The 25,350-nt window shown below is 70.4% G+C and carries 28 protein-coding genes, 1 tRNA gene, 1 pseudogene and 1 riboswitch; of the genes and pseudogenes, 13 read left to right on the forward strand and 17 right to left on the reverse strand.

Annotation, left to right across the window (positions count from 1 at the left end):
• Positions 1 to 23: 23 nt before the first annotated feature.
• A complete protein-coding gene (locus G9272_RS17915) occupies positions 24 to 557 on the reverse strand; it encodes a DUF6879 family protein (protein ID WP_171397521.1) in 534 nt (177 codons plus the stop codon).
• Positions 532 to 789: a hypothetical protein gene (locus G9272_RS17920; RefSeq protein ID WP_171402046.1), complete on the reverse strand. Its 258-nt coding sequence runs from the start codon at positions 787 to 789 to the stop codon at positions 532 to 534. The genes G9272_RS17915 and G9272_RS17920 overlap by 26 nt, the downstream gene beginning before the upstream one ends.
• Before the next feature lie 247 nt (positions 790 to 1,036).
• Here G9272_RS17920 and G9272_RS17925 point away from each other — a divergent pair, with 247 nt between their 5' ends.
• From G9272_RS17925 to G9272_RS17935, 3 genes are all read left to right on the forward strand, one after another.
• A complete protein-coding gene (locus G9272_RS17925; protein ID WP_253267848.1) occupies positions 1,037 to 1,525 on the forward strand; it encodes a hypothetical protein in 489 nt (162 codons plus the stop codon).
• 31 nt (positions 1,526 to 1,556) lie between these two features.
• Positions 1,557 to 2,006 carry a hypothetical protein gene (locus G9272_RS17930; protein WP_171397523.1) on the forward strand — a complete coding sequence of 150 codons (450 nt, stop codon included), beginning with the start codon at positions 1,557 to 1,559 and terminating at the stop codon, positions 2,004 to 2,006.
• 75 nt (positions 2,007 to 2,081) lie between these two features.
• Positions 2,082 to 2,480 (forward strand): hypothetical protein, encoded by a 399-nt coding sequence (locus tag G9272_RS17935; RefSeq protein ID WP_171397524.1) that lies wholly within the window; start codon positions 2,082 to 2,084, stop codon positions 2,478 to 2,480.
• A gap of 240 nt (positions 2,481 to 2,720) precedes the next feature.
• Here the strand turns inward: G9272_RS17935 and G9272_RS17940 are convergent, their stop codons facing one another.
• Complete coding sequence (locus tag G9272_RS17940; protein WP_171397525.1) at positions 2,721 to 3,221, reverse strand: GNAT family N-acetyltransferase; 501 nt, start codon at positions 3,219 to 3,221, stop codon at positions 2,721 to 2,723.
• Positions 3,222 to 3,348: 127 nt separating this feature from the next.
• On the opposite strand from G9272_RS17940, the pseudogene G9272_RS17945 reads away from it, so the two are divergent.
• From G9272_RS17945 to G9272_RS17955, 3 genes and pseudogenes are all read left to right on the forward strand, one after another.
• Positions 3,349 to 3,609: pseudogene (locus tag G9272_RS17945) on the forward strand (short-chain dehydrogenase); the annotation flags it as partial.
• A 166-nt stretch (positions 3,610 to 3,775) separates the two neighbouring features.
• Positions 3,776 to 4,456 (forward strand): RNA polymerase sigma factor, encoded by a 681-nt coding sequence (locus tag G9272_RS17950; protein ID WP_171402047.1) that lies wholly within the window; start codon positions 3,776 to 3,778, stop codon positions 4,454 to 4,456.
• Positions 4,453 to 5,619: a CU044_5270 family protein gene (locus G9272_RS17955; RefSeq protein WP_171397526.1), complete on the forward strand. Its 1,167-nt coding sequence runs from the start codon at positions 4,453 to 4,455 to the stop codon at positions 5,617 to 5,619. The genes G9272_RS17950 and G9272_RS17955 overlap by 4 nt, the downstream gene beginning before the upstream one ends.
• Before the next feature lie 148 nt (positions 5,620 to 5,767).
• Here G9272_RS17955 and G9272_RS17960 read toward each other — a convergent pair whose 3' ends face one another.
• Positions 5,768 to 6,214 carry an Hsp20/alpha crystallin family protein gene (locus tag G9272_RS17960; RefSeq protein WP_171402048.1) on the reverse strand — a complete coding sequence of 149 codons (447 nt, stop codon included), beginning with the start codon at positions 6,212 to 6,214 and terminating at the stop codon, positions 5,768 to 5,770.
• Positions 6,215 to 6,376: 162 nt separating this feature from the next.
• On the opposite strand from G9272_RS17960, the gene G9272_RS17965 reads away from it, so the two are divergent.
• Positions 6,377 to 6,679 carry a hypothetical protein gene (locus G9272_RS17965; protein ID WP_171397527.1) on the forward strand — a complete coding sequence of 101 codons (303 nt, stop codon included), beginning with the start codon at positions 6,377 to 6,379 and terminating at the stop codon, positions 6,677 to 6,679.
• Between the two features lie 13 nt (positions 6,680 to 6,692).
• Here G9272_RS17965 and G9272_RS17970 read toward each other — a convergent pair whose 3' ends face one another.
• Both G9272_RS17970 and G9272_RS17975 read right to left on the reverse strand, forming a co-directional pair.
• Positions 6,693 to 7,616 carry a hypothetical protein gene (locus G9272_RS17970; protein WP_171397528.1) on the reverse strand — a complete coding sequence of 308 codons (924 nt, stop codon included), beginning with the start codon at positions 7,614 to 7,616 and terminating at the stop codon, positions 6,693 to 6,695.
• 62 nt (positions 7,617 to 7,678) lie between these two features.
• On the reverse strand, positions 7,679 to 8,680 hold the full coding sequence (locus tag G9272_RS17975; protein WP_171397529.1) for a GlxA family transcriptional regulator: 1,002 nt from the start codon (positions 8,678 to 8,680) through the stop codon (positions 7,679 to 7,681).
• Positions 8,681 to 9,126: 446 nt separating this feature from the next.
• Here G9272_RS17975 and G9272_RS17980 point away from each other — a divergent pair, with 446 nt between their 5' ends.
• Complete coding sequence (locus G9272_RS17980) at positions 9,127 to 9,576, forward strand: hypothetical protein (protein WP_171397530.1); 450 nt, start codon at positions 9,127 to 9,129, stop codon at positions 9,574 to 9,576.
• Between the two features lie 48 nt (positions 9,577 to 9,624).
• On the forward strand, positions 9,625 to 11,202 hold the full coding sequence (locus G9272_RS17985; protein WP_171397531.1) for an alginate lyase family protein: 1,578 nt from the start codon (positions 9,625 to 9,627) through the stop codon (positions 11,200 to 11,202).
• An 80-nt stretch (positions 11,203 to 11,282) separates the two neighbouring features.
• Here the strand turns inward: G9272_RS17985 and G9272_RS17990 are convergent, their stop codons facing one another.
• Entirely contained in the window at positions 11,283 to 12,845 is a 1,563-nt protein-coding gene (locus tag G9272_RS17990) for an MFS transporter (protein ID WP_171397532.1), read from the reverse strand.
• 65 nt (positions 12,846 to 12,910) lie between these two features.
• Positions 12,911 to 14,233 (reverse strand): DUF445 domain-containing protein, encoded by a 1,323-nt coding sequence (locus G9272_RS17995; protein WP_171397533.1) that lies wholly within the window; start codon positions 14,231 to 14,233, stop codon positions 12,911 to 12,913.
• Positions 14,234 to 14,455: 222 nt separating this feature from the next.
• On the opposite strand from G9272_RS17995, the gene G9272_RS18000 reads away from it, so the two are divergent.
• Positions 14,456 to 15,817, forward strand: coding sequence for an SGNH/GDSL hydrolase family protein (locus tag G9272_RS18000; protein ID WP_171397534.1), 1,362 nt, complete (start codon positions 14,456 to 14,458; stop codon positions 15,815 to 15,817).
• A 51-nt stretch (positions 15,818 to 15,868) separates the two neighbouring features.
• Here G9272_RS18000 and G9272_RS18005 read toward each other — a convergent pair whose 3' ends face one another.
• From G9272_RS18005 to G9272_RS18020, 4 genes are read right to left on the reverse strand one after another with little or no spacing between them, the layout of a single operon-like run.
• The gene (locus tag G9272_RS18005; RefSeq protein ID WP_171397535.1) at positions 15,869 to 16,696 is read right to left on the reverse strand and encodes a DUF1707 SHOCT-like domain-containing protein; all 828 of its coding nucleotides are present in this window, start codon (positions 16,694 to 16,696) and stop codon (positions 15,869 to 15,871) included.
• Between the two features lie 9 nt (positions 16,697 to 16,705).
• Positions 16,706 to 17,740: an ABC transporter ATP-binding protein gene (locus G9272_RS18010; RefSeq protein WP_171397536.1), complete on the reverse strand. Its 1,035-nt coding sequence runs from the start codon at positions 17,738 to 17,740 to the stop codon at positions 16,706 to 16,708.
• Between the two features lie 26 nt (positions 17,741 to 17,766).
• On the reverse strand, positions 17,767 to 18,531 hold the full coding sequence (locus tag G9272_RS18015; RefSeq protein WP_253268212.1) for an ABC transporter permease: 765 nt from the start codon (positions 18,529 to 18,531) through the stop codon (positions 17,767 to 17,769).
• Between the two features lie 49 nt (positions 18,532 to 18,580).
• Positions 18,581 to 19,381, reverse strand: a complete 801-nt coding sequence (locus G9272_RS18020; protein WP_171397538.1) for an ABC transporter permease — start codon at positions 19,379 to 19,381, stop codon at positions 18,581 to 18,583.
• A gap of 234 nt (positions 19,382 to 19,615) precedes the next feature.
• Here G9272_RS18020 and G9272_RS18025 point away from each other — a divergent pair, with 234 nt between their 5' ends.
• Complete coding sequence (locus G9272_RS18025; RefSeq protein WP_171397539.1) at positions 19,616 to 22,039, forward strand: transglycosylase domain-containing protein; 2,424 nt, start codon at positions 19,616 to 19,618, stop codon at positions 22,037 to 22,039.
• A gap of 15 nt (positions 22,040 to 22,054) precedes the next feature.
• Here G9272_RS18025 and G9272_RS18030 read toward each other — a convergent pair whose 3' ends face one another.
• From G9272_RS18030 to G9272_RS18040, 3 genes are all read right to left on the reverse strand, one after another.
• Positions 22,055 to 22,375 (reverse strand): DMT family transporter, encoded by a 321-nt coding sequence (locus G9272_RS18030; protein ID WP_171397540.1) that lies wholly within the window; start codon positions 22,373 to 22,375, stop codon positions 22,055 to 22,057.
• A gap of 43 nt (positions 22,376 to 22,418) precedes the next feature.
• Positions 22,419 to 22,486, reverse strand: a riboswitch (guanidine-III (ykkC-III) riboswitch).
• Positions 22,487 to 22,571: 85 nt separating this feature from the next.
• On the reverse strand, positions 22,572 to 22,874 hold the full coding sequence (locus G9272_RS18035) for a GroES family chaperonin (RefSeq protein WP_394641133.1): 303 nt from the start codon (positions 22,872 to 22,874) through the stop codon (positions 22,572 to 22,574).
• A 98-nt stretch (positions 22,875 to 22,972) separates the two neighbouring features.
• Positions 22,973 to 23,302 carry a DUF3618 domain-containing protein gene (locus tag G9272_RS18040; protein WP_171397542.1) on the reverse strand — a complete coding sequence of 110 codons (330 nt, stop codon included), beginning with the start codon at positions 23,300 to 23,302 and terminating at the stop codon, positions 22,973 to 22,975.
• Positions 23,303 to 23,396: 94 nt separating this feature from the next.
• Here G9272_RS18040 and bcp point away from each other — a divergent pair, with 94 nt between their 5' ends.
• Both bcp and G9272_RS18050 read left to right on the forward strand, forming a co-directional pair.
• On the forward strand, positions 23,397 to 23,864 hold the full coding sequence (bcp, locus tag G9272_RS18045) for a thioredoxin-dependent thiol peroxidase (RefSeq protein ID WP_171397543.1): 468 nt from the start codon (positions 23,397 to 23,399) through the stop codon (positions 23,862 to 23,864).
• A gap of 283 nt (positions 23,865 to 24,147) precedes the next feature.
• Positions 24,148 to 24,232, forward strand: a tRNA-Leu gene (locus tag G9272_RS18050).
• 46 nt (positions 24,233 to 24,278) lie between these two features.
• On the opposite strand, the gene rdgB is transcribed toward G9272_RS18050, so the two are convergent.
• Together rdgB and G9272_RS18060 are read right to left on the reverse strand one after the other, a co-directional pair.
• Entirely contained in the window at positions 24,279 to 24,881 is a 603-nt protein-coding gene (gene rdgB / locus G9272_RS18055) for an RdgB/HAM1 family non-canonical purine NTP pyrophosphatase (RefSeq protein WP_171397544.1), read from the reverse strand.
• Positions 24,882 to 24,914: 33 nt separating this feature from the next.
• Positions 24,915 to 25,331, reverse strand: a complete 417-nt coding sequence (locus G9272_RS18060) for a hypothetical protein (protein ID WP_171397545.1) — start codon at positions 25,329 to 25,331, stop codon at positions 24,915 to 24,917.
• Between the last annotated feature and the right edge of the window lie 19 nt (positions 25,332 to 25,350).

Here is a 25,350-nt window from a genome sequence, read left to right on the forward strand (position 1 = left end):
GAGCTGGCCAGGGACGCTTTCTGTCAGTGGATCTCGTAGTCGTCGTGCGGGACGGCGCGCTCCCATACTGCCTCGAAGGCGTCCGAACACTGCTTGGCGAGGTCCGGATCCGTGCGCAGTTCGTTGGGCGTGCCACTCCAATCGCCGTTGCCCGCGAAGTGGTTGAAGAGCACTTGTGCGTCGTCGAAGATCCACAGATCGGCGCCGGGCAACATCAGGTCGGCCGCGTGCCGACGGGGCAGCCAGCGCACCTGCTCGCCCGCCCGCACGTTGACGACGGTTCCGGCGTGCTCGTAGCGGATGTAGTCGGTGACCGGCTCGGACACGATGCGGGCCCGTCGTACGACGACCCCGCGGGCCACCGCTCTGGAGATCAGGTCCACCCAGGGCGCCCAGTACTCCGAGCTGGGATCGGCGTCCCGCCGGCCGGTGCGCAGCCAGTTGTCGTAGTCGTCCGCTTCGTCGCCGACCGCGTACCGGTCACGCATCTCCAGGTGTACGGCGGAGTGCCGCGCGGCCTCCATCAGCTCGTCAAAGCTGGGTACGTTCTGCGACATCGCAGGCCTCCCGCAGGATCGGCACCAGGCGTGCTGGGATGCGCACCACCGTCTCGTGGTCGGGGATGCCCTTGGCGTGCCCGGGTGCCGGGTTCTCCACACACTGGGCTCGCGTCGGCTCGTCTGCCGTGTAGCTCTGGATCACGATGTCAGAGGTCTCCAGGTCCACCCACGCTGTGGGCGACCCGTTCTTTCCCGTGTCCGGGTCGATCCCGATGAGCCGTAAGCGCATGGCTGCCTCCGTGTCGGTCATGTGCGCTGATGTGCACCAAATTTCTCGGCTTCGAGACGCCTAGTCAAGGCCACAAAGCAGCCAGAAATGGCATTTTGAAGTTATGTGCACATCTATGCACATCGCTGGTTGTGCCGCACCGCTCGGCCCTAGCTTCGGCAAGGTGACCTTCGAGACGAGAACTCGGGCTCTGCAACCCGTCCCACCAGAACCAGGGATCCGCGTCCACACCCGCGCCGTCCGCGAGTTGGCCATTGCCTACTGGCTGCTGTCGGCTCACCCCGTGCCCAGCAGCGCGGCGAAGGAGTGGACGGAGCAGGGCATCGCGCTGCTGCCCCTCGGCACCCTCATGTCGGCCGTACGGCTGCCGCAGGACCTCGTGCGCGCCGTGGCCGACAGCCATGAGCGCGAAGACATCGACTCGTTCCTCGACGAGGCCCTCAACGCTGGTCCGGCCATCTGCGATCCGCAGGGGGCCCGGTACTACGCCCTTGTCCCCGCCGGCATGCCCACCAGATGGCGCATGGCTGCCACGGAATGGCGCGCGCTGGGCGTGAGCTGCCTGGGCCGCGGCTCCCATCTCGGCGTACCGAGACCGCAGTCCGTCTCTCTCGAACCCGGTACGTGGAACTCCTACTGGGCCGTGCCCATGCCCTCGGCCGGCGAACTGTGCCGCCCCCTCGACGTCGCTCGGATCATCGCCGCCGGAAAGCGGCTGACGGGCGACGAGCAGTGAAAGCAAAGTCCCATTCGAAGGAGCTCACCCCATGGCCCCCACCGCCGTCACCGCCGTCACCACGCAGATCCGCACCGGCCGTTCCCTCGTCACCGATGCCGAGTTCGAGATGCTCGCCGCATTCTGCGCCGACGAGTACGGCCTGGAGCGCTGTGTCGCCGATCGGGTCGTCGACCAGGCCCTCGCTCTCGTCTACGTCATGGGGTCGAGCGGTGAGGGCGTGAACATGGCGCCCTCACAGCAGGTCGACCCCGGATGGCACACGCTCATCCTGCACACCGGCTGGTACGCCGACTGGTGCCGGCGCAGCATCGGCTACTTCCTGCACCACCAGCCGAACTCCAAGGTCCGAACACGCGGGCTGATGGTCGACGTCGTCGGCAAAATCCGGGCCGCGGGCTTCGACGTCGACGAACGGCTGTGGGGCACAGCCGCCGAGTGCAATCCGCCCGCCTGCTGCGGCGACGGCCCCTGCTGCTGAACATCCCCTTCGCATACGGGCCGGTCGTCCCCACGGTCGGCCCGCCTCTCCTCACGCCAGAACGGACTCACGCCCGTGCCCCTGACCGAGCTGACCGCGATCAGCCGCGTGACCGTCTTCCCGCTCGAAGGCCTCAGCGTCGCCTACACCACCCACTCCAGCGACGCCCGCGGGCTCGGCGACGTCGGGCTCGTCACGGTCGTCGACGATCAGAGCGACGGCGACGAACTGTGGCATCTGGCGCGCAATCTGGGCGGCCGCCTCAACGGTGGCGACCAGGCCCGATGGATCCTCACCCAGGCGAGCCGTGCCCGGATGGTCATGGCGTACACGGACCTGCCGGACACCTCGTGGACGGCGCACATCCGTCGACACGTCGAGCTCGAGATGCTCTTCGCCAATCACGAATCCTTGATGACCGGCCGGATCACCATGCCTGGTACTCCAGCCGTAAATCGTGATCTTCACGTTTGATTCGCGGCCTAATGGCCGGCCTGGGCTCGAGCCTGGTGAGCGGAATCAGCAGCCAGTGACAGCCAGGCCGGTGACGGCCCAGTCATGGAAGCGGTCCACCCGCGCGAACCGGCCGGCTGTCCGAGCCCATCAGGACCTCGAACGCCTCCTGTCGGCGGGCAGGGGCTACGCGTCCTCACTCACCGGTGATCAGCGGTGGCCGCGGCCTTCCCGCGGTCAGTCCACCGGCAAGATCACGCGCTACGGCTGGACTGCCAGGTCACGCTGATACCAGGTGCCTGGCTTACCACCGAGGTCGGCCGGGTCGGCCGGGCCGACCGGTACGAACCCGGCCTTGGTCAGCACCTTCTGGGACGCGGCATTGTTGTGTGCAGCGGCCGCCCGCAGTGTGCGCAGCCCGTGCCGCGCCGCCGCCAGCCGACACAGCTCCAGGACGGTCGCGGTCGCCACGCCGCGGCCGGCGACGTGCTGCGCGACCCGGTAGCCGAGTTCGGCAGTGCCGTCCTTGAGGTCGTACAGGTTGAACCGGCCCAGAACCGAGCCGTCCTCGGCGACGAGCACGTAGAAGGCGCAGATGCCGGCCTCTTGCTCAGCCAGCAAGGCGCTGTACCGGTCGGCGAACTGGTCGTAGAACTCGTCGCCGCGGTCGGAGACCGAGGCGGCGAAGTAGGCGCGGTTCGCCAGCTCGAAGGCCAGGACCGCCGGGGCATCGCCGGCATGCAGTCGCTTCAGCTCGGGCACCGCCCGACTCTACCCAGGTGGTGCGCTGAGGTCACCCGAGTTCGCTTCCGGCGCCGACGCTGACACCGGGGCCGAGGCCGACTGGCTCTCCTCGACGAGCGGCTGGGGGTCCAGCACCGCAAGGAGCACCCCGGCATACGGCTATCCGGGCGTCGCCTACCCGGCCTCGAAGACCACGGTCAGCATGATCACCGTGCAGTACGCGAAGGCGTTCCCGGCCATGCGGATCAACGCTGTGGAGCCCGGCTTCACCAAAACCGACCTCAACGGGAACACCGGCGTCCAGAGCGTCGAGGAGGGCGCCGAGATCATCGTCCGGCTGGCGCAGGTGGGGCCCGACGGTCCGACCGGCGGGTATCCCGACGCGGCGGGGACACTGCCCTGGTAGCCCCTGGTGGGACCTGGTGGGACCTGGCAGTCCCTGGAAGCCTCGGTTCGGAGGAATGTGATCCATGCCACTGGAACTGCCTTCCCCTGCCCGGAGAGGTAGAAGTGTGAGTTCCAACGATGGCGACAGCGATGGCGATAGCGATGACCGTGACGACGACGGGCTTCTGCGGGCGCGAGTGCGGGGTGGGGAGCGGGCGGCGTTCGCCGAGCTCTACGAGTTGCACGCGGCGGCCGTGTACAACCATGCCCTCCGGCTGACCGGTGACTGGTCCGTCGCCGAGGAGGTCATGTCGGAGACGTTCCTCGCCGCCTGGCGGGGGCGCGGGGCCGTCGAGGTCGAGGGCGGGTCGTTGCGGCCCTGGTTGTTCGGGATCGCCACCAACAAGGCGCGCAACGCCGACCGGAGTCTTCGACGGCGGCTCGCCTTTCTCGCCCGGCGGGCCGAGGCCGGTGCCGGTGCCGGGGGTGATGACGCGGTCGGTGACTTCGCGGAGGACGTCGTCGGGCGGATCGACGATGCCCGTCGGCTCGCCGAAGTGCGGCGGGTGCTCGGGCGGTTGCGGCGGCACGAGCGGGAGGTCATCGCCCTGTGCGTGTGGGGTGGGCTCGACTACGCGCAGGCCGCGGAGGCGCTCGGCGTGCCCGTCGGGACCGTTCGGTCGCGGTTGTCCCGGGCTCGTGCGCGGCTTCGGGAGATCGTCGAGCGGGAGGCGCGGCAGTCCGGGCGTACGGAGCGACGTACGGAACGGCGTACGGAACGGCGTACGGAACCCCGCTCCCGTCGCGGAGAGGTAGAGAGTGAGACCGCGTTCGCGGTCCTGCCCATTCAGGAGGAAGCCCGATGAACGCCACTCCCGCCGGGTCCGAGCAGGAGGAGCGCGCGGAACTCGAGGAACTGGCACGGCTGTTGCCGGCCGGTCCCGTCGAGCAGGTGCTGTCTCCCGGGCGTCGCTCCCATCACAAGGACGTTCTGATGCAGCTCATCGACAGAGACAGCGGCAGCGGCAGCCTCAGCGGCAGCCGCAGCAGTGCCGGCGCCGGCGCCGGTACCAGGGCCGGCGGTCGCGTCGGCTACGGCGATCCGGCCCGGCCTCGACTTCCTCGCCTGTCGCGGCCCGTTCTCGTCGCCGGATCCGTCGCCGTCGCCGTCGCGTTGGCCGCCGGGCTCACCGTCGGGATCGGGGCGGGGCGGGGCGACGGGGGTGCGGCGGCCCGGCCCGGTGCGAGCAGTACGGCGGGCGGGAGCCGTGGTGCCGTCGTGACCCTCGACCGTATCGCCGCCGTCGCCCTGCGGACGGACGTCGAGCCCGTGGGCGACGGTCAGTTCGTGTACGTACGCAGCAGGGGGGCCGGGAACGAGGGCGTCTTCGACGGACCCGTCGAGCTCGGGAAGATGCACGAGCGGCAGGTGTGGTTCTCGCAGCGGCAGGGGCCCGTGATCGACGTGGGGCTGATCCGCGAGTACGGGCAGGACTGGCCGATCGAGATCGGCGTGCCGGACGGTACGGATCCGAAGGACGCCGCGGTACCGGCCGGGTTCGACCGGCCCACCTACGCCTGGCTCGCCTCGCTGCCCACCGATCCCGACGCCCTGCTGAAGCTGCTCTACGCCGGCACCCGCGTCGAGCAGGGGGAGGACAAGGATCAGGAGGTCTTCGGCCGGATCGGCGATCTCATCGGCGAGCAGATCATGCCGTCCGCGACCGCTGCCGCGTTCTACAAGGCCACCGCCCGGATCCCCGGTGTGACCGAGGTGGCCGACGCGGTGGACGCCGTCGGCCGGCACGGCATCGCCATCGCCCGGGAGGACACCCGGCACGGCACCCGCACCGAGTGGATCTTCGATCCCGGCACCCTCGACTACCTCGGCGTACGCACCGTCTTCAGCCGGGACACCGAGCGGGCGAAGGCGGGGACGGTCGACAACACCAGCGCGGTGCTGGAGCGGGGCGTCGTGGACAAGAGCGGGCAGGAGCCGGGCGAGCGGCGTCGGGCGGGTCGAGGCTAGCCCTTGACTCCGGGCGCGGGCGCCGGACTGAACTTCCTCGTGGCCGCCGCAGGGAACCTCCTCGTGCGGCGGCCCGGTTGCGCGGGGGCTCGGGAGAGCGTCGGGCCGTGGCTGCCTCGGCGCTCCCCCAAGCCCCGTCAGGCACCCGTCATCCGCTGAGCTGCCTGCGGTCGCTCCTCGCGCCGCCCGTGATCTGGATACGGCGCGGCTTGGCCTGTTCGGCCACCGGGATGCGGAGGGTCAGGACGCCTGCCTCGTAGGACGCGTCGATGCGCTCCGTGTCGAGGGTCTCGCCCAGGAAGAGCTGGCGGGTGAAGGTGCCGGTAGGACGCTCGGCCACGATCAGCTCCGCTTCCTCGGGGGCGGGCGAACGGCGCTCGGCGCGCACGTTGAGGACGTTGCGTTCGACGTCCAGTTCGATCGTCTCCGGGTCGATGCCGGGGAGGTCGAAGTGGACGAGGAACTCGTCGCCCGACCGGTAGGCGTCCATCGCCATCGCCGCGGGGTGGTGGTCGGTGCCTGTACCTGTGCCGGGGCCGAAGAACTGCTGGGCGAGTCGGTCGAATTCACGGAACGGGTCGGTCCGCATGAGCATCACGGGTCACTCCTTTCCTAGGTGCTGGGTGCGATGCCCTACGCCTTCTTATATAGCTCGCGAGAGGAAAGTTGACAAGCCTAGGCTCATGTTCGTGGTGTCGACGGGTCCCGGCGTTAGCCTCGGGGCAGACGGGACGGACGAGAAGGCAGGCGGACAGACATGGCGAAGGTTCCCAGTGCGGTGATCGCCGCGGGTGGGCTGGTCGGTGGGTACGGCGTGGCCCGGTGGACGAGGAAGCGGCCGCTGGGCGGGGCCGTCCTCGCCGTCGCGGGGGCCGCGGCCGCGCAGCAGTGGCGGCAGCAGGCGGGCGGGAAGGCGGCGGGGGCGCTGACCGTCGCGTACGTCGCCGCCTTCGCGGGGTCGCATCCGCTGGCGAAGAAGGTCGGCGCCTGGCCGTCGGTGTTCGGCGTGGCCGGCGCGGTCGCACTCGCGTCGTGGGCGGTCGCCGACCGGCGGGGCTGAGCAAAGGCCTGGCTCAGGGGGACGAGGGCGGGTACGGAGGGTAGGACGTCGAGGGAGCCGAGGGCGCGGTGTACGGCGACGGGGCTCCGTAGCCGGGCTCCTGGCCCGCCACCGGCGGCGTCGGCTCCCACTCCGGATCCGGCGCCCGCTGCGGCTCTCGTCCCAGCGCCGACGTGAACGTCATCCCGTACCGCTGGTTCAGCCGTCGTATCTCCCACACCGACAGAGCCGTCACCGACAGGGGACCGCCCAGCAGGAACGGGTAGAGGACGAGCGGCGGTGCGGCCACCTCGGGGCCGTCCAGGCAGCTCAGGACGAACAGGGACCACACCAGGACCGGGGAGACCAGCGCGGGCAGCAACTCGTGCACATCGCCGACGCGGAAGCAGGAGTTGAAGGAGTACCAGACGCAACTCAGCACCGAGAAAGCCCCCATGACCACGAGGACGAGGCAGACGGGGAGGACGAGGACAAGAAACGGCACGAACGCCGCCACCGTGGCGAGTATGCCGTGGGAGTGGATCTCGCTCCACGGGATGATCTCCCCCCGCAGCAGCTTGGCCAGCAGCGTGCCGCCGCCACCGGCCATGATCGCGCCGATCAGCAGAGCGCGAAGCGTCTCTCCCGGTGCCTTGAGACGGCGGACGTAGACGCGACGCAGCGGGGGACGCGTCGCGGTGATGAAGACCGCCACGGCGAGAAGACCGGCCACGCAGAGAATTCCGAAACCGGCCACCAGGTCCACCAGCTTGCCCAGGACGAACTCCGCGCGCCCTTCGGCCAGCGGGTAGGACACCAGCATCCATCCCGTCGCTGTGAACCCTGCCAGCGTACGGCCGGACTGGAGCCGTTTGATGACGGGATCCTGGATCTGACCCGGGCGCGGGTCGGCGGCCCCGGCGCCGATCTCGAGGAACTCGCGAACCGTACGGAACATGCCGTTGAGATCCCTGCCGTCGCTGCTGACCAAGACGTTCGGCGGATCACCTTATACGATCTTTACTCCCCCGGGCTCGGCTGCCGCCCCCTGTCCCTGTGTCCCCCGGGCCCCTCCCCCGACCGGAATGCCCGTCGATATCCCTGGGGGCTGGTGCCGACCACCTTGCGGAAGCGTTCGCGGAAGGCCGTCGGAGAGCCGAAACCCGCCTGGGTGGCGATGCGTTCCACCGGGTACGCCGTCGACTCCAGCAGGTACTGCGCGCGCCGCACCCGCGCCCGGTGCAGCCAGCGCAGCGGCGTCGTGCCGGTCTGTTCACGGAAGCGGCGGTTGAGGGTGCGGGTGCTCATACCGGCCCGCCCGGCGATCTGCTCCAGCGTCACCTCCCGGCCGCAGTTGTCCTCCAGCCAGGCCAGCACGGGTTCGAGGGTCGCCCCGGCGGGCGCGGGCGGCAGGTCGTGGACGATGAACTGGGCCTGGCCGCCCTCCCGTTCGAGCGGCATGACCGACATCCGGGCCGCCTGCGCGGCGACCGCCGAGCCGTAGTCGCCGCGGATCATGTGCAGGCACATGTCGAGGGCCGCGGCGGCGCCCGCCGAGGTGAGGAACTGGCCGTTGTCGACATACAGGACGTTCGGGTCGACCGTCACCTTCGGGTAGCGCTCGGCCAGCTCACGCGCCGCGATCCAGTGCGTCGTCGCGCGCAGTCCGTCCAGCAGGCCCGTCGCGGCGAACAGGAACGCGCCGACGCAGACCGAGGCGATCCGGGTGCCGCCCGCCGCAGCGTCCCGCAGGGCCTCCGCGACGCCGATCGGCAGCTCGTCCGGTGGGTTCGCGACCCCGGGCAGGATGATCGTGTCCGCCTCGGCCAGCGCCTCGAGCCCGTACGGCGCGCGCACGGTGAACGCCCCCGCGCTCACCTCCCCGGAGGGGGACGGCGAGCAGACCCTGACGCGGTACGCCGGGCGCCCGTCGGGCAGCCGCGGCCAGCCGAAGGCGTCGATCGGGGCGGACAGGTCGAACGGGACGACCCCGTCCAGGACCAGTACGGCGACGGTGTGCATGGCAAGAGCGTAGGTGTACGACGGATTACGGCCACCCCGGCCCCCTGGTCACCGGCGACCGCCGCCCCCGCCGCCGCGCCCGCCCCCGCCGCCGCGCCCGCGCCCGCCGCCGCGCCCGCCCCTGCGCCCGCCCCACATTCGCCCCGAGCCCGATCCGCGCCCACCCCGAGCCCCCTGGCACCCGCCCCACCCGATCCACGCCCGCCCCGAGCCCGCCGGCACCCGATCCGTGCCCCGAACCACGCCCGTCCGGCACCCCCTCCTCACCCGCACCGCGCCCCACCCGCACCGCGCCCCACCCGCACCGCGCCCCACCCACCAGCGCCCCGCACCCGCAACCGCGCCGCACCCGCACACACACCCGCAACCACCCCCTGGCGAGAATCCGTCGCCCTCTGGCATTTCCGCCGCTTCTGTGGGGCGAGCGCGCCGCCTAGCGTCGGTGTGTGACCAAGTTCCTCCTCGCCGTGCACGTCCTCGCCGCGATCGTCGCGATCGGGCCCGTCACCGTCGCCGCCAGCATGTTCCCGCCCGCCGCGCGCCGCGCCCTGGCAGCGCCCGACGACGCCCGCGCGAGCGAGACCGTCCGGCTGCTGCACCGCATCTGCCAGGTGTACGCGGCCGTCGGTCTCGCCGTCCCCGTCTTCGGGTTCGCCACGGCCGGCGCCATGGGCGTGATGGGTGACCCCTGGCTGATCACGTCGATCGTGCTGACCGTGCTGGCCGCGGGTGTGCTGCTGGTCCTGGTGCTGCCCCGGCAGGAGGTACTCGTCGAGGGCACGGGGGCACGGGAGACGACGGTGCAACTCGCCATGTTCACCGGGGTGTTCAACCTGCTGTGGGCGACCGTGACGATCCTGATGATCGTCCGGCCGGGGTCGACGACGGGGGCGTAGCCGGCCAGGTTTTCGTTATCGGCCCGGCCTCTCGTCCGTCTCCCCGGCATGCATCTGCAACCGCACCTGACCCGACCCGGACAGATCAGCCGCCACGAGATCAGCCGCCGCGGCCTGCTGAAGGCCGCGGGCACGGCGGCCGGAGCCGTCGGTGTGGCCGTGGCCCTCCCCGCGGCCCCCGCCGCCGCCGTCGGATACGCGCACCCGGGCCTCCTGCACACCGGCGCCGATCTGACCCGCATGGCCGCCAAGGTGAAGGCCGGCGCCGCGCCCTACACCGCCGGATACGCCAGGCTCACCGCCAACCGGCATGCGCAGAGCGGCTGGACGGCCAACCCGCAGGCGACCGTGTACCGGGGTTCGGGCTCGCCGCAGAACTACACGATCCTCTACAACGACCTCCACGCCGCCTACCAGAACGGCCTGCGGTTCCACGTCAGCGGTGAGAGCGCGTACGCCGACACCGCCGTCGCGATCCTCAACGCCTGGTCGGCGAAGCTCACTTCGCTCGAGGGCTCGGCCGACCGGTTCCTCGCGGCCGGGCTCTACGGCTACCAGGCCGCCAACGCCGCCGAACTCGTCCGCGACCACGCCGGCTTCGAGCTCGAACGCTTCCAAAAGATGCTGACCACCGTCTTCTCGCCGCTCAGCGAGAGCTTCCTCGTCAAGCACAACGACGCCGTGGTCACCAACTACTGGCCCAACTGGGACCTCACCGCCATGGCCTGCGTCCTCGCCACCGGCATCTTCTGCGACGACGGCGCCAAGGTGGAACAGGCCGTCGAGTACTTCAAGAACGGCTCCGGGCTCGGCGCCGTCAAGAAGGCCATCCCCGTGGTGCACGACGACGGTCTCGCCGAGTGGCTGGAGGCGGGCCGGGACCAGGGGCACGCGCTGCTCGGCGTCGGCCTCATGGGCACCTTCTGCGAGATGGCCTGGAACCAGGGCATCGACCTCTACGGCCACGACGACAGCCGTTTCCTCAAGGGCGCCCAGTACGTGGCCAAGTGGAGCCTCGGCGGGGATGTCACGTACACGGCCAACACCCGGGCGAAGGGCGCGATCAACGGCTGGTCGGGCCGCGAGACCGCCGCCGACGCGGCCGCCGTCGACCCGGCGATGACCCGGCCCATCTGGGCGATGATCGCCAACCACTACACCAAGCGCCGGGGGCTGTCCGCGCCCTACCTCACCCGCATCGCCGCCAAGGCGGCACCCGAGGGCGGCGGCGGGGACTACGGGCCCAACAGCGGCGGCTACGACCAACTCGGCTTCGGGACGCTGGCGTTCACCCGGGACAGGTCGACGACGAGTGCGGGCGGCTCCCCGACCGGCCCGTCCCCCTCGATGGACTCCCCCTCCCCCTCCCCGTCCGCGTCCGGCGCCGCGGGATCGGGCGCCGCCGCATCGGGCGGATCGGCCGCGCCCTCCGCCTCGGCGGCGCCGACCGGGGCGGAGGCCGCCGCCGCGAAGAGCGGCGGCCTCGCCTCCACCGGCTCCACCGACCTCGTCGCGTGGACCGCGACCACCGGCCTCACCGCCCTGGCCGGCGGCCTGCTGTTGCTGCGCCGAAGGGGCCGGACCAGGGACGGCGCCGAAGGCAGGGCCGCGGGCGGGGCCGAGTAGGAAAAGCAGGAGGGGCAGGAGGGGCTAAGAGCACCCGCGTGGGGTGGCCGCGTGGGGCGGCCGCCGGAGCGACCGCACCCTCAGGCAGTGGCCTTCCGCGGCCCGCCCGGAGTCGGCCCACCCGTCGTCGGCCCGCCCGGAGTCGGCCCACCCGGAGTCGTCGCCTCGCGTGTCTTCGTCGCGGCCGCCGTCAGCGGCCGGGCGATGTCCTCCAGGGAGCGTCGCTCGGCCTTGACCGCGAGGAACACCGCCACCAGACCCGCCGCGCACATCAGCGTCGCGCCGATGCAGAAGGCGAGGACCGTGTCGCCGACCTTGCCCGTGTCGGTGAGTTCGGCGAACAGCAGGGGGCCACTGATACCGCCGGCGGCCGTACCGAGGGCGTAGAAGAAGGCGATGGACATCGCGCGGGTCTCCATCGGGAAGACCTCGGACACCGTCAGATAGGCACTCGACGCGCCCGCCGACGCGAAGAACAGCACCGCGCACCAGCAGGCCGTCATCGTCGTCGCGGTCAGCGAGCCCTGGTCGAACAGCCAGGCCGTGCCGAACAGCAGCACACCGGAGAGCAGATACGTCGAGGAGATCATCACCCGCCGGCCCACCGTGTCGAACAGCTTGCCCAGCAGCAGCGGACCACAGAAGTTGCCGATGGCGATGACGGCGAAGTAATAGCCGGTGTTGCCGCTCGGCACGTCGAAGAACTTGGTCAGGATCGCGCCGAAGCCGAAGGTGATCGCGTTGTAGAGGAAGGCCTGTCCGATGAAGAGGGAGAAGCCGAGGACCGCGCGGCGCCGGTAGGAGGAGAACACCGTGCGGGCGATCTCGACGAAGGAGACGCTGCGGCGCTGGTGGATGGTGAGCTCACCCTCGGCCCGGGGCAGCCGCTCCCCCTTCTCCTCCTCGATCTGCTGTTCGATCGAGGTGACGATCTGCTCGGCCTCCCGGTCCCGGCCGTGGATCAGCAGCCAGCGCGGGCTCTCCGGGACGTGCCGCCGTACGAGCAGGATCACCAGGGCGAGGACGGCGCCCAGCGCGAACGTCAGCCGCCAGCCCACGTCCGCCGCGAAGATGTCCGTGTTCAGCGCGACGATCGACAGCAGCGAACCGGCGACCGCGCCCAGCCAGAAGCTGCCGTTGATGATCAGGTCGACGCGCCCCCGGTACTGCGCGGGGATCAGCTCGTCGATCGCGGAGTTGATGGCCGCGTACTCCCCGCCGATGCCGAAGCCGGTGAGGAACCGGAAGAGCAGGAACCACCAGGTGTCGAAGGAGATCGCGGTCAGGGCGGTGGCCGCCAGATACACCGCGAGGGTGATCATGAACAGCTTCTTGCGGCCCCACTTGTCGGTCAGCCGCCCCCAGAAGAGGGCACCGATACAGGCGCCCGCCACATACAGCGCGGCCGCGATGCCGGTGACCTGCCCGGAGGTGATCGGCAGGCCGCTTCCCGGCTCCGACAGTCGGCTCGCGATGTTCCCGACGACCGTGACCTCCAGGCCGTCCAGGATCCACACGGTGCCGAGTCCGAAGACGATGGTCCAGTGCCAGCGCGACCAGGGCAGCCGGTCGAGGCGGGCGGGGATGTCGGTGGTGATCGTGCGGTCCTTCTCGGCCGGCACGGCGGCTTCTGCGCTGGTCATGGGCTCCCTCCTCGGCACGCTCCCCATCGGGCGGCATGCGGATCAGGTTCCCGCGACCGGCTGATTCACGCCCCGAGCGCGCGCGCCACCGTGTAGATCAGCAGCCCGGCCAGCGAGCCCACCACCGTGCCGTTGATCCGGATGAACTGGAGGTCACGGCCGATGTTGGCCTCGATCTTGCGGGTCGTGTGTTCCGCGTCCCAGCCCGCGACCGTGTCGGTGATCAGCGAGGTGATCTCCTTCCGGTACGTCGTCACCACGTGCACCGCCGCGCCCTCGACCCAGCTGTCCACCTTCTCCTGGACCTTGCGCTCGGTGGCCATCCGGGCCCCCAGGGACAGGAGCGAGGCCCGCACCCGCAGCCGCAGTTCACTGCGCTCGTCCTCCGCCGCCGCCACGATCATGGAGCGCACGGCGGTCCAGGCGGACGCGATCAGATCCTGCACCTCGCCCCGGCCCAGCACCTCACCCTTGAGCCGCTCCACCCGCGCCCGCGTGTCCGTGTCGGACTGGAGGTCGGAGGCGAAGTCGGTGAGAAAACGGTCGAGGGCGCCCCGGGCCGGGTGGGACGGCATGTCCCGCATCTCCGCACAGAACCGCAGCAGCTCCTTGTAGACGCGCTCACCGATCCGCTTGTCGACGAACCGGGGGGTCCAGCCGGGCGCACCGCCCTCCACCGCGCCCATCACCGAGTCGCCGTGCAGCACCAGCCAGTCGTACGCCCGGGCCACCACCAGGTCCACGGCCCGCCGGTGACCGCCGTCCGCGACGACCTTCTCCAGCATCTTCCCGATGCCCGGCGCGATCTCCTGCGCGTCCGCGCGACGCGTGATCGCCTCCCCCACCACCGCCTGCACGTCCGAGTCGCGCAGCACCGTGAGCGCGCCCCGCAGTGCCGTCGCCAGCTCGGCCGTCACCCGGTCGGCGTGCTCCGGATCGGCCAGCCAGGCGCCCAGCCGGGTGCCGATGCCGACCGTGCGCAGCCGCTGCCGTACGACGTCCTCGGAGAGGAAGTTCTCCCCGACGAACTCACCCAGCGAGACACCCAGTTGGTCCTTCTTGTTCGGGATGATCGCGGTGTGCGGGATGGGCAGGCCGAGCGGGTGACGGAAGAGCGCCGTGACCGCGAACCAGTCGGCGAGCGCACCGACCATGCCCGCCTCCGCGGCGGCCGCCACATAGCCCGCCCAGGGGCCCGCGCCCCGATGCGAGGCCCACTCGGCGAGGACGTACACCACGGCCACGAACAGCAGCAGCCCGGCCGCGGTGAGCTTCATCCGGCGCACACCGCGCTGCTTCTCCTCGTCGGCGGCGCTGAAGACGCTCATCGTGCGCGCCGCCCTGGTGCCGGCCGGCCGCTCCGCTTCCGTACGATCCATCCGTTCCATCCGTTCCGGTCGACGCCCCGTGCCACCCGTGTCCCGCACGCAGATATTGTCCCTACTTGACCGACTCCTGGAACGGAACAAGAGTTCCCGGCGTCTCTCAGGTGGGGAGCTCAACGGCGAACTCCTGCGTGAACGCATCACCGTATGAACGCATTCACGCATGACTGCATGACTGCATGACCCGGAGCCGCGCCGCTCCCTTCACCGAGGAGAACCCCCAGCATGACCAGGCCACACGTTGGGGGTGTGGGGGTGTCCCCCACAAGACACGGCGCCCTCCTGTCGGCGATCATCGCCCTTGTCGTGGGCCTGTCCACCGCCATATACGTCTCCGTCGCCTCCGACCACGGTCCCGGGCTCGACCCCCGGGCGGCCACCCGCGCCGCCGCCCCCGGCCCCGGCAGCGCCGCCCCCATCTCGACGGGCGTCTGGGTCGGCACCTGGGCCGCCTCCCCGGTCAGTGGTGAACCGGGCACCGCGACCGACGGCATGGCGGGCCGCACGGTCCGCAACGTCGTGCACACCAGCGTCGGCGGGACGAGTGCCCGCATCACGCTGTCCAACCTCTACGGCACCGGCCCGCTCACCGTGACGCACGCCACCCTCGCCGTCGCGGCCGACGGCGGGAGCGCGGCAGCGGTCCCCGACACGCTGCGCCGGCTCACCTTCGGCGGCGCCACCACCGTCGTCGTCCCGGCCGGCGGGCAGACGGTCAGCGACGCCGTGACCGTCATCGTTCCGCACGACTCCGATGTCCTGGTCAGCACCTACTCCCCCACCTCCGCCGGGCCGGTCACCTACCACCCGCACGCCCGGCAGACCAACTACGTCGCCGAGGGCGAGTCCACCGAGGACGTCACCGGCGCCGCGTTCACCGGGGCCGGCGAGTACTGGCGCTACCTGACCGCCCTCGACGTGCTCAGCAACGAGGCCGACGGCACGATCGTCGCCCTCGGCGACTCCATCACCGACGGCGTCACCTCCACCGCGGGCGCGAACCGCCGCTGGCCCGACGTCCTCGCCGACCGGCTGCGGGCGAGCGTCGCCGCCGACGGGGACGCGCCCCGCTACGGCGTCGTCAACGAGGGCATCAGCGGCAACCAGGTCCTCGCCGACGACTCCCGCCGCGGCGCCGCCGGCCTCAACCGCTTCGAACGGGACGTCCTCGGCCGTACGAACGTCAAGGTCGTCGTCATCGACCTCGGCATCAACGACATCCTGCGCAACCCCGGGCTCGTCGACCCGCAGGCGGTCCTCGACGGCCTGCGCACCCTCGTCGACCGGGCCCACGCCCACGGCATCAGGGTCGTCGGCACCACCCTCATGCCGTTCCGCGGCCACCGCGGCTGGAGCGACGGCCGCGAGGACGTACGGCAGCGGATCAACCAGGCGATCCGGGCGGACGGGGTGTTCGACACGGTCGTCGACCTCGACCGGGCGCTGCGCGACCCGTACGACCCGCGCAGCCTGCGCCCGGAGTACGACTCGGGCGACCATCTGCACCCCAGCGACCGGGGCTACCGCAAGATGGCACAGACCGTCGACCTGACGAAGCTGGAAGGCTCGGCACCCGCCCGCCTGTGACAACCGCCGAGCCCCCCGCAGGGCTCAGCCGGAGCAGATCCCGGGGCGGGCTCAGTCCTCGTAGCGGCGCTCCCGCCGGTCCTCCCGGGGCCCGGGCCCTGCGCCGTGGCCCTGGCCGAGGCCGTGCCCGTGCTGGAGGTCCTTGTGGCCCTCCAGGATCCGGCGGTGGGCCTCCCCCTCGTCGCCCCGGGACGACGAACGCAGCTCGCGCTTCGCCGCCTTGCGGTCCAGCTTCTCCTGCCGCCGGGCGGCCCGCGTCTTCTTGCGCTCGATGCCGACCCCACCCCAGAAGGCGAACCCGCCGACGACCACCCGCGGCGCACCCGGGTCACCGGGAACACCGGTCTCCCGCTGGTCGAAGCCGCCCATCACGCCGATCCCACGGACCACGACCTCGACCCCCGGCGGCACCGTGATCTGCACCCCGCCCATGATCGCGACGCAGTTGATCTCGATCTCACCGGCGGCGAAGTTCGCCTCACGCAGGTCGATCTCCCCGCCACCCCAGAAGGCGAAGCAGTTGAACCGCCGGGGCGCCGTCCAGCGGCCCCTGCGCTGGAAGCCGGACATCACGGCCACCGCCCAGGTCGACGAACCCTCGCCGCCCACGATCCGCCCGGCCCAACTCCCCTCCGCAGGCGGCTCCTTGTGCAGCGACACGAGGGGCGCAGGCGTGACCCCGGCGACCGGCAGATCACGGGTGATCGGCGCCAACTCCCCGTACGTGCGCGCGTTGTACGTCTCCTCCAGCCGCTCCTCGAACTCCGTCATGTCGAGCCGGCCCTCCGCGAGGGCGTCCCGCAGGACCTCGGCGACCCGCTCACGATCGGCGTCGGAGGCACGGAGATCCGGCAGGCCCGGGGCTGCGTCGTCGGTCATATCAGCAGCCTACGAGTTCCCGGGCCCCGGCACTACGGTCTCCCTCACGGGCTCCCGGTCCGGCGGGAGCTTGGGCGTGTCCCCCATCGAATACAGCATCTTCGCGATCACGGCCTCGATGTCCGGCTCCCGCACCGACAGGTCCACCAGCGGGTACTCCGCCGCGATCCGGGCGACGAGCGGAGCCGCCGACTCCGACGCCGGGAACGCCAGCCACTGCCTCGGCCCGTCCACCTTCACCACCCGCGCCGCCTCCCCCACCTCGACCGGCGGCAGCTCCCGCTCCAGGTCCACCACCAGCGTCCGCTCGCTCTCCCCCGCCTCGTGCAGCCCGGCGAGCGCACCGTCGTAGACCAGACGACCGTGGTCGATGACCATCACCCGGGAGCAGAGCTGCTCGATGTCCTGGAGGTCGTGCGTGGTGAGCAGGACCGTCGTGCCGCGCTCGGTGTTCAACTCGCGCAGGAACTCCCGCACCCGCGCCTTGGAGACCACGTCCAGACCGATCGTCGGCTCGTCCAGGTAGAGCACCTCGGGATCGTGCAGCAGGGCCGCCGCGATGTCCCCGCGCATCCGCTGACCGAGCGACAGCTGACGCACCGGCACATCCAACAGGGCCGACAGGTCGAGGAGTTCGACCAGCCGGTCGAGGTTCTCCCGGTAACGGCCGTCCGGGATCCGGTACATGCGGTGCATCAGCCGGTAGGAGTCGATCAGCGGAAGGTCCCACCACAGCGTCGTGCGCTGCCCGAACACCACCCCTATGCGATGCGCCAGCCGCGTCCGCTCACGGGACGGATCGATCCCGGCGACCCGCAGCCGGCCCCCGCTCGGCGTCAGGATCCCCGTCAGCATCTTGATCGTCGTCGACTTCCCCGCGCCGTTCGGCCCGATGTAGCCGACCATCTCACCGCGCGCCACGGTGAAGGAGATCGCGTCCACCGCCCGCACCCGCCGCAGCTCCCGCTTCAGGAAACCGGTCCTCCTCCGCACGTCGAAGACCTTCTCGACCCGGTCCACCTCGATGAACGCACTCTCCGACACCGTCGCACCCTCCGACACGATCGCCCTCAACTCCCCGTACTCCGATACGTCCGCAGCCCCGCCCGCCACGCCAGCCCCGCCGCCGCACAGCACGCCGCCGCCACCAGCGGCGGAGCGAACGCCGCCCACTCCGGCAGCCCCAACGGATACGGCCGCCCCAACACATGAGCCGCCGGAACCCAGTTGACGAACGCCAGCGGCAGCACGAACGTCACCCCGCGCACCAGCTCCTTGCCGAACACGGTCGGCGGATACTGAAGCAGCGTCTGACCGCCGTACGTGAACGCGGCCTGCACCTCGGACGCGTCCTGCGCCACGAACTGGAACGCCGCGCCCGCCACGAACACCGCCGAGAAGATCACCCCGCCGCACACCAGCATCACCGGCACCAGCGCCACCTTCACCGGCGTCCAGGCGACATCCAGCGCGACACACGCGTAGCCCAGCACCAGCGTGCCCTGGATCAGCCGGGCGACCCGGCGCAGCGCGAACCGGTCCGCGGCGACCTGGGCCAGCACCGGCGCGGGCCGCACCAGCAGCGTGTCGAGCGTGCCGTCCCGCACCCGCGAGCCCAGCCGGCCCGCCGAGCCGATCGACAGGTCCGCGAGCCCGAACGACGTCGCCGACAACCCGTACAGAAAGGCGACCTCTGGCAGCGTGTAGCCGCCGAGCACGTCCACCTGCGAGAACATCAGCAAGATCGCGACAAAGTCCAGCCCGGTCACCAGCAGACCACCGACCACGGTCAGCACGAACGACACCCGGTAGGCCAGCGTCGAGCGGATCCACATCCCGGCGATCAGCCGATAGGCCCGCAACCCCTCCGCCAGCCGGCCGCCCTCACCCACCCTGCACCACCACCCGCCGCGTCGCCGCCCCCTGCACCAGCCGGCCCACCGCCAGCAGCACCACCGCCCAACCCGCCTGGAAGGCGAACGCGAACAACGGATCCGTCCGCCCCATCAGCACGTCCGCGGGCATCTGCAACAACGCCGACCACGGCAGCAACGTCACGATGTCACCGAGCGGCTGGGGAAACGCGTTGAGCGGCAGCGCCATCCCCGAGAAGAACATCCCGGTGACCATCAGCACCTGCACCGCACCCGTGCCGTCCATCAGCCAGAACCCGCTCAGCGCCACCAGGAACCGGATCCCGTAGCTGACCACCATCGCCAGCGCGATCGTCACCGCGAAGGCCAGCCAGATCACCGGATCGTGGGGCAGCGCCGTCGGAAAGAACAACGCCCCGAAGACGAACGGCAGCACCCCACGACCCAGCAACTGGAACAACGCCCGCCCCAGGTCACTCGCCAGCCACCACGCCTGGAGATCGGCCGGCCGGTACAGATCGACGGCGACCTCACCCGTACGGATCCGCTCCATCAACTCGGTCTCGAAACCGCCGCCCTGGATCGCGAGCGTCGCGAACAGCGCCTGCCCCAGCCACACATAGGTGACCGCCTGCGCCTGGTCATAGCCCCCCAGGTGCGGCCGCTCGTCCCACAACGCCAGATATGCGTAGACGAGGATCAGGCCGAAAACGGTATTGGTGAACACCCCCGCGGCCGTCGCCACCCGATAGGTCGCGTACCTTCTGAAACCCCCCGCCGTGACGGCCGCGTACAACCGCGCCGATCCCAAGGCAACCGTCCTCCTCGCCCGCTAGTCACCCTTCGTGCCCTCTTCGACACCGAAGCGCAGGAGCCTAGTGCGCCGCTCCGGCCGCGTGCCACGCGTTTTCCGGGCACGAGGTGTGACCGAACGCGCGCCGATTGTCGGGAACGGAACGCTTGGTGCGAGAGTCTTCAACAGGGGACGCAGAAGGCGTACGAGGCGTACGGGAACGTACGACGCGAAACAGGAGTCCAGCAACACATGAGTGACGAGCCACAGCCGCAGCAGCCCACCGAGGGCTCGGCACCCGGAGCACCCGAGGCGGGTGACGGAGGAAGTGGCGAGGAGGGCAAGAAGATGAAGCGACCCAAGCGCACCGGCTGGCGACGGATCCTGCCCACCTGGCGGATGGTGCTCGGCACGTTCGTCCTCGGCGTCGTGGTGCTCGCCGGACTCTTCTTCCTCGGCTACTCCATGGTCAAGATCCCGCCGGCCAACGCGCTCGCCACCAAGCAGTCCAACGTCTACCTCTACGCCGACGGCACCGAGATCGCCCGCGACGGCACCGTCAACCGCGAGAACGTCGACCTCGCCCAGATCTCCAAGGACGCCCAGCACGCCGTCCTCGCCGCCGAGGACCGCGACTTCTACACCGAGTCCGCCATCGACCCCAAGGCGATGCTCCGGGCCGGCTGGAACACCGCCACCGGCAAGGGCAAGCAGTCCGGCTCCACGATCACCCAGCAGTACGTGAAGAACTACTACCTCGCGCAGGAACAGACCGTCACCCGCAAGGTGAAGGAGTTCTTCATCTCCATCAAGCTGGACCGCGAGACCTCCAAGGACGACATCCTCGAGGGCTACCTCAACACCAGCTACTTCGGCCGCAACGCCTACGGCATGCAGGCCGCCGCCAAGGCCTACTTCGGCGTCGAGGCCGTCAAGCTCACCCCCGCCCAGGGCGCCTACCTCGCCGCCCTGGTCAACGCGCCCAGCGAGTACGACATCATCGCCCACCCCGAGAACAAGGCCGCCGCCGAGTCCCGCTGGAACTACGTCCTCGACGGCATGGTCACCAAGGGCTGGCTCAGCGAGTCCCAGCGCACCGGCATGAAGTTCCCCGCGGTCAAGGAGACCTCCGGCGCCGACACCGGCATGTCCGGGCAGCGCGGCTACCTCGTCAACGCGATCAAGGACTACCTGCGCGACAACAAGATCGTCACCCAGGACGAACTCGACGCCGGCGGCTACCGCATCACCACCACCATCGACAAGAAGAAGCAGGACGCCTTCGTCGACGCCGTCAACGACAAGCTGATGAAGAAGCTCGACAAGAAGAACCGCAAGGTCGACACCTACGTCCGCGCGGGCGGCGCCGCCGTCGAACCCAAGACCGGCAAGGTCCTCGCCCTGTACGGCGGCATCGACTACGTCAAGCAGTACACGAACAACGCCACCCGCCAGGACTTCCAGGTCGGCTCCACCTTCAAGCCGTTCGTCTTCACCTCGGCCGTCGAGAACGACTCCACCACCCAGGACGGCCGCCAGATCACCCCCAACACGATCTACGACGGCACCAACAAGCGCCCCATCCAGGGCTGGACCGGCGGCACCTACGCCCCCGAGAACGAGGACTACGTCAACTACGGCAACATCGACGTGCGCACCGCCACCGACAAGTCGGTGAACTCGGTGTACGCGCAGATGGCCGTCGACGTCGGCCCCGCGAAGGTCAAGCAGACCGCGATCGAGCTCGGCCTGCCCACCGACACCCCCGACCTCCAGCCCTATCCCTCCATCGCCCTCGGCACGGCCAACGCCAGCGTCCTGGACATGGCGGAGGCCTACGCCACCCTCGCCAACCACGGCAAGCACGGCACGTACACCCTGATCGAGAAGGTCACCAAGGACGGCTCCGACGTGGTGGACCTGCCCGAGCAGAAGTCCTCCCAGGTCGTCAGCCGCGAGGCCGCCGACACCACCACCTCGGTCCTGCGCAGCGTCGTCCAGAACGGCACCGCCACCGCCGCCCTCGCCGCCGACCGGCCCGCCGCAGGCAAGACCGGCACCGCCGAGGAGGACACCGCGGCCTGGTTCGCCGGCTACACCCCCGACCTCGCCACCGTGGTCGCGGTCATGGGCCAGGACCCGGAGACCGCCGCCCACAAGTCCCTCAAGGGCGCGATGGGTCTGCCCCGCATCAACGGCGGCGGCGCGCCCACCGAGATCTGGGCCCAGTTCACCAAGAACGCCCTGAAGGGCGAACCGGCCACGGACTTCAACCTCCAGATCCAGGAGGGCGGCGAGCAGTCCGCCTACCCCTCGGCCCCGCCCTCCGAGGACGAGCCCTCCGCCGACGAGACCGACGGCAGCTCGCCGGACACCGACGCCACCAAGGGCCAGACGCAGGGCCAGACCCAGGGGCAGACGAACGGCGGCACGACCACCGGCGGCACCACCGGAAGCACCACCTCCGGCACCACCGACGGCGGCACGACCACCGGCAACACGTCGACCGGCACCACCGACGGCGGCACGGCGACCAGCGGAACGACCTCGGGCACCAGCTCCGGCACCACCGACGGCAGCACCTCCACCGGCACCACCGAAGGCGCGACCGGAGACACCGGCAACACGGTGGGCACGACGACCGGCCCCCAGCTGACGGCCACCGGCTGGGACTGACGTGCCCCGAGTCCCTCAGTGACCGCTGGTCGCCTTGAGCCCCACCACGGCGACCAGCAGCAGGCACACGAAGAAGATCCGGGCTGCGGTCGCCGGCTCACCCAGCACCGCCATGCCGACCACCGCGGCCCCCGCCGCCCCGATCCCGACCCACACGCCATAGGCGGTACCGATGGGGAGGGAACGGGCGGCGTACGACAGCAGCAGCATGCTGGCGACGATGCCGGCGCCGGTGAACAGACTCGGGACGAGCCGCGTGAACCCGTCCGTGTACTTCATCCCGATCGACCAGCCGACTTCCAGCAGACCGGCGACGACGAGCAGAACCCAGGCCATGAGGGCCACCTCCGAGACGCGAACGCGAACGCACTGACACAGCGATGCGTCGTCTTTTCCTGCGTCCCGGTACGGCGCGTCTCGTCGGGCTCCTTCCAAACGTAGCAAAGGAACGACAAAAGGGCTGGTGACGATGGTCACCAGCCCTTTATGCCGACTAAATCAGAGGTACAGCCCGATCAGAGATACAGGCCGATCAGAGATACAGACCGGTCGAGTCCTCCGAGCCCTCGAACCGGTCGGCCGCCACGGCGTGCAGATCGCGCTCCCGCATCAGCACATACGCGACACCCCGCACCTCGACCTCCGCACGGTCCTCGGGGTCGTACAGCACCCGGTCCCCCGGCTCCACGGTCCGCACGTTCTGCCCCACCGCGACGACCGTGGCCCACGCCAGCCGGCGACCGACGGCCGCGGTGGCGGGAATCAGAATGCCGCCACCCGAACGCCGCTCACCCTCGCCGGTCTCCTGCTTCACGAGCACACGGTCGTGCAGCATCCGGATGGGCAGCTTGTCGTGCGTGGTACTCAGGTCGTCTCTCTTGGCGCTCACACCACTGAACCTACCCCGGGGAGCACGCGAGGAGTGCCAGGGGATCAGCCCTTGCGGCGCCGTCCACTGAACGCGAGCAGCCCCACGACGCCGACCACCACGAGCGCCACCGGCACGACCCGCTCCAGCCGGGGCGCGCCCTCCTCGTCCACGAACTGCGCCCGGACCTCGCTCACGGCACGGTTGACCTGGACGTAGGCCTTCCCGAGCGTGTGATCGACGTTGGCGACGACCTTGGCTTTGGCGTCGCCGACGATGGTCTTCGGATGCACCCGCACCCCAATCTCGTCCAGCGTCTCCGCCAGCACCTCGCGGCGGGCCCTGATGTCCGCCTCGATCTGCGCCGGGGTTCTGGTGTCCGACGTCTCCGCCACGGTAAGGCCTCCGAAGTCAGCTGTGTCTTGTTCTGGACAGTCTGTCAGCTCTGCCCGCCGCCGCACTGTCAGGACCCCCGGTTACGCTGGCCCGATGAGCGAGCGACTCCAGCCCGGGGACGTGGCCCCCGCCTTCACCCTCCCCGACGCCGACGGCAACCAGGTGTCCCTGTCGGACCACAAGGGCCGCAAGGTCATCGTCTACTTCTACCCGGCCGCGCTTACCCCCGGCTGCACGAAGCAGGCCTGCGACTTCACGGACAACCTGGAACTCCTGACCGGCGCCGGGTACGACGTCATCGGCATCTCCCCCGACAGCCCCGAGAAGCTGGGCAGGTTCCGCGACAAGGAGTCCCTGAAGGTCACCCTCCTGGCCGACCCCGAGAAAACCGTCACCGAGGCCTATGCCGCGTACGGCGAGAAGAAGAACTACGGCAAGACGTACATGGGCGTCATCCGCTCCACGATCGTGGTCGACGAGGCCGGCAAGGTCGAACGAGCCCTGTACAACGTCCGAGCCACCGGCCACGTAGCCAAAATCATCAAGGACCTGGGCATCTGAGTCCCCTTTCCGCCGGCAAGCGGCCCGCGTCGAAACACTCCGACACGGGCCGCTTCACGTTTCAGACGTGACTGTCCGAATGGACGTCAACGACACCGATCACCGGCGCGTACGGCGCGCCGCCTCCCGTCTGAACCTCACCTTGCACCTGCGCTGTCTGTGCCCCAATTGCCATGCGCCGACGGAGACGTGGTGGCGCCGGAAGGGCAGAGTCCCACTCGCCGGGTGAGCCGGGAGGCCCGTACACTGAGTGCCGCCGGTCGAGCACGATGACCGTTTTTGAGCGGCCGTGATGGAATTTGGCAGTCATGCTGGGTTTAGGTCCCAGTGGGTTCACACCCGTGTGGGTTCGAGTCCCACCGGCCGCACGCCAATGAGAAGGGCCGCCCGGCCGGGCGGCCCTTCTCACGTGTCTCAGCTCAGCAGCTCCCGGACCACAGGAACCAATTCCCGGAACGCCTTGCCGCGGTGGCTGATCGCGTTCTTTTCCGCCGGGGTCAGTTCCGCGCACGTGCGGGTCTCGCCGTCCGGCTGGAGGATCGGGTCGTAGCCGAAGCCGTTGGTGCCGGTCGGGGTGTGGCGGAGGGTGCCGGTGAGGCGGCCCTCGACGACGCGTTCCGTGCCGTCCGGGAGGGCCAGGGCCGCGGCGCAGGCGAAGTGGGCGCCTCGGTGTTCGTCGGCGATGTCCGAGAGCTGGGCCAGGAGCAGGTCCAGGTTGGCCTGGTCGTCGCCGTGTTTGCCCGACCAGCGGGCCGAGAAGATGCCCGGGGCGCCGTTCAACACATCGACGCAGAGACCCGAGTCGTCGGCGACGGCCGGGAAGCCCGTCGCCTGCGCGAGGGCGTGGGCCTTCAGGAGCGCGTTCTCGGCGAAGGTGACGCCGGTTTCCCTGACGTCGGGGATGTCGGGGTAGGCGTCCGCGCCGACGAGGTCGTGGGGCAGGCCTGCGTCGGCGAGGATCGACCTCAGTTCGGTGATCTTTCCGGCGTTGCGGGTGGCGAGGATCAGGCGGGTCATGCGCCCAGTATCCCCAGTTCCGCCCGGCGTCTCCTACGGGGTGCAGACCTTCGTCAGTTCGCCCGCCGCGTCCGTGACGGGGCTGAGGTCCGGGGTGTTGTCGCCGTTCTCGACGGCTGTGCGGACGTTGGCGACGGCTGCCTGGAGGTCGTCGACCGCCTTGTTGACGTCGGTGTTGTCCGTCTTGTCGCCTATCTTGTCGAGGTTGTTCTCGATGGAGGTCAGCGACTCCTCCGTCTGCGTGGGGTCGTTCGCGGCGTTCTCCACGGCCTGCTGGAGGTCGGTGACGCTGTCGGCGATGGAGTCGGCGGTCTGGACGCAGTCCAGGGCCTTGTTGACTGCGTCGCAGCCGGTCGCCGTCAGTCCCACGGTGAGGGCGACGGCCGCCGTGGCGGTGGCTATGACGGTACGGCGACGCCTCTTCGGGCGTCGGCTCGCGGCCGTGGACATAAGTGTGTTCCTCCCCTTG

Origin of the sequence: Streptomyces asoensis, assembly GCF_013085465.1 — a bacterium.
In the GTDB taxonomy this organism is placed as follows: Bacteria; Actinomycetota; Actinomycetes; order Streptomycetales; family Streptomycetaceae; genus Streptomyces; species Streptomyces cacaoi_A.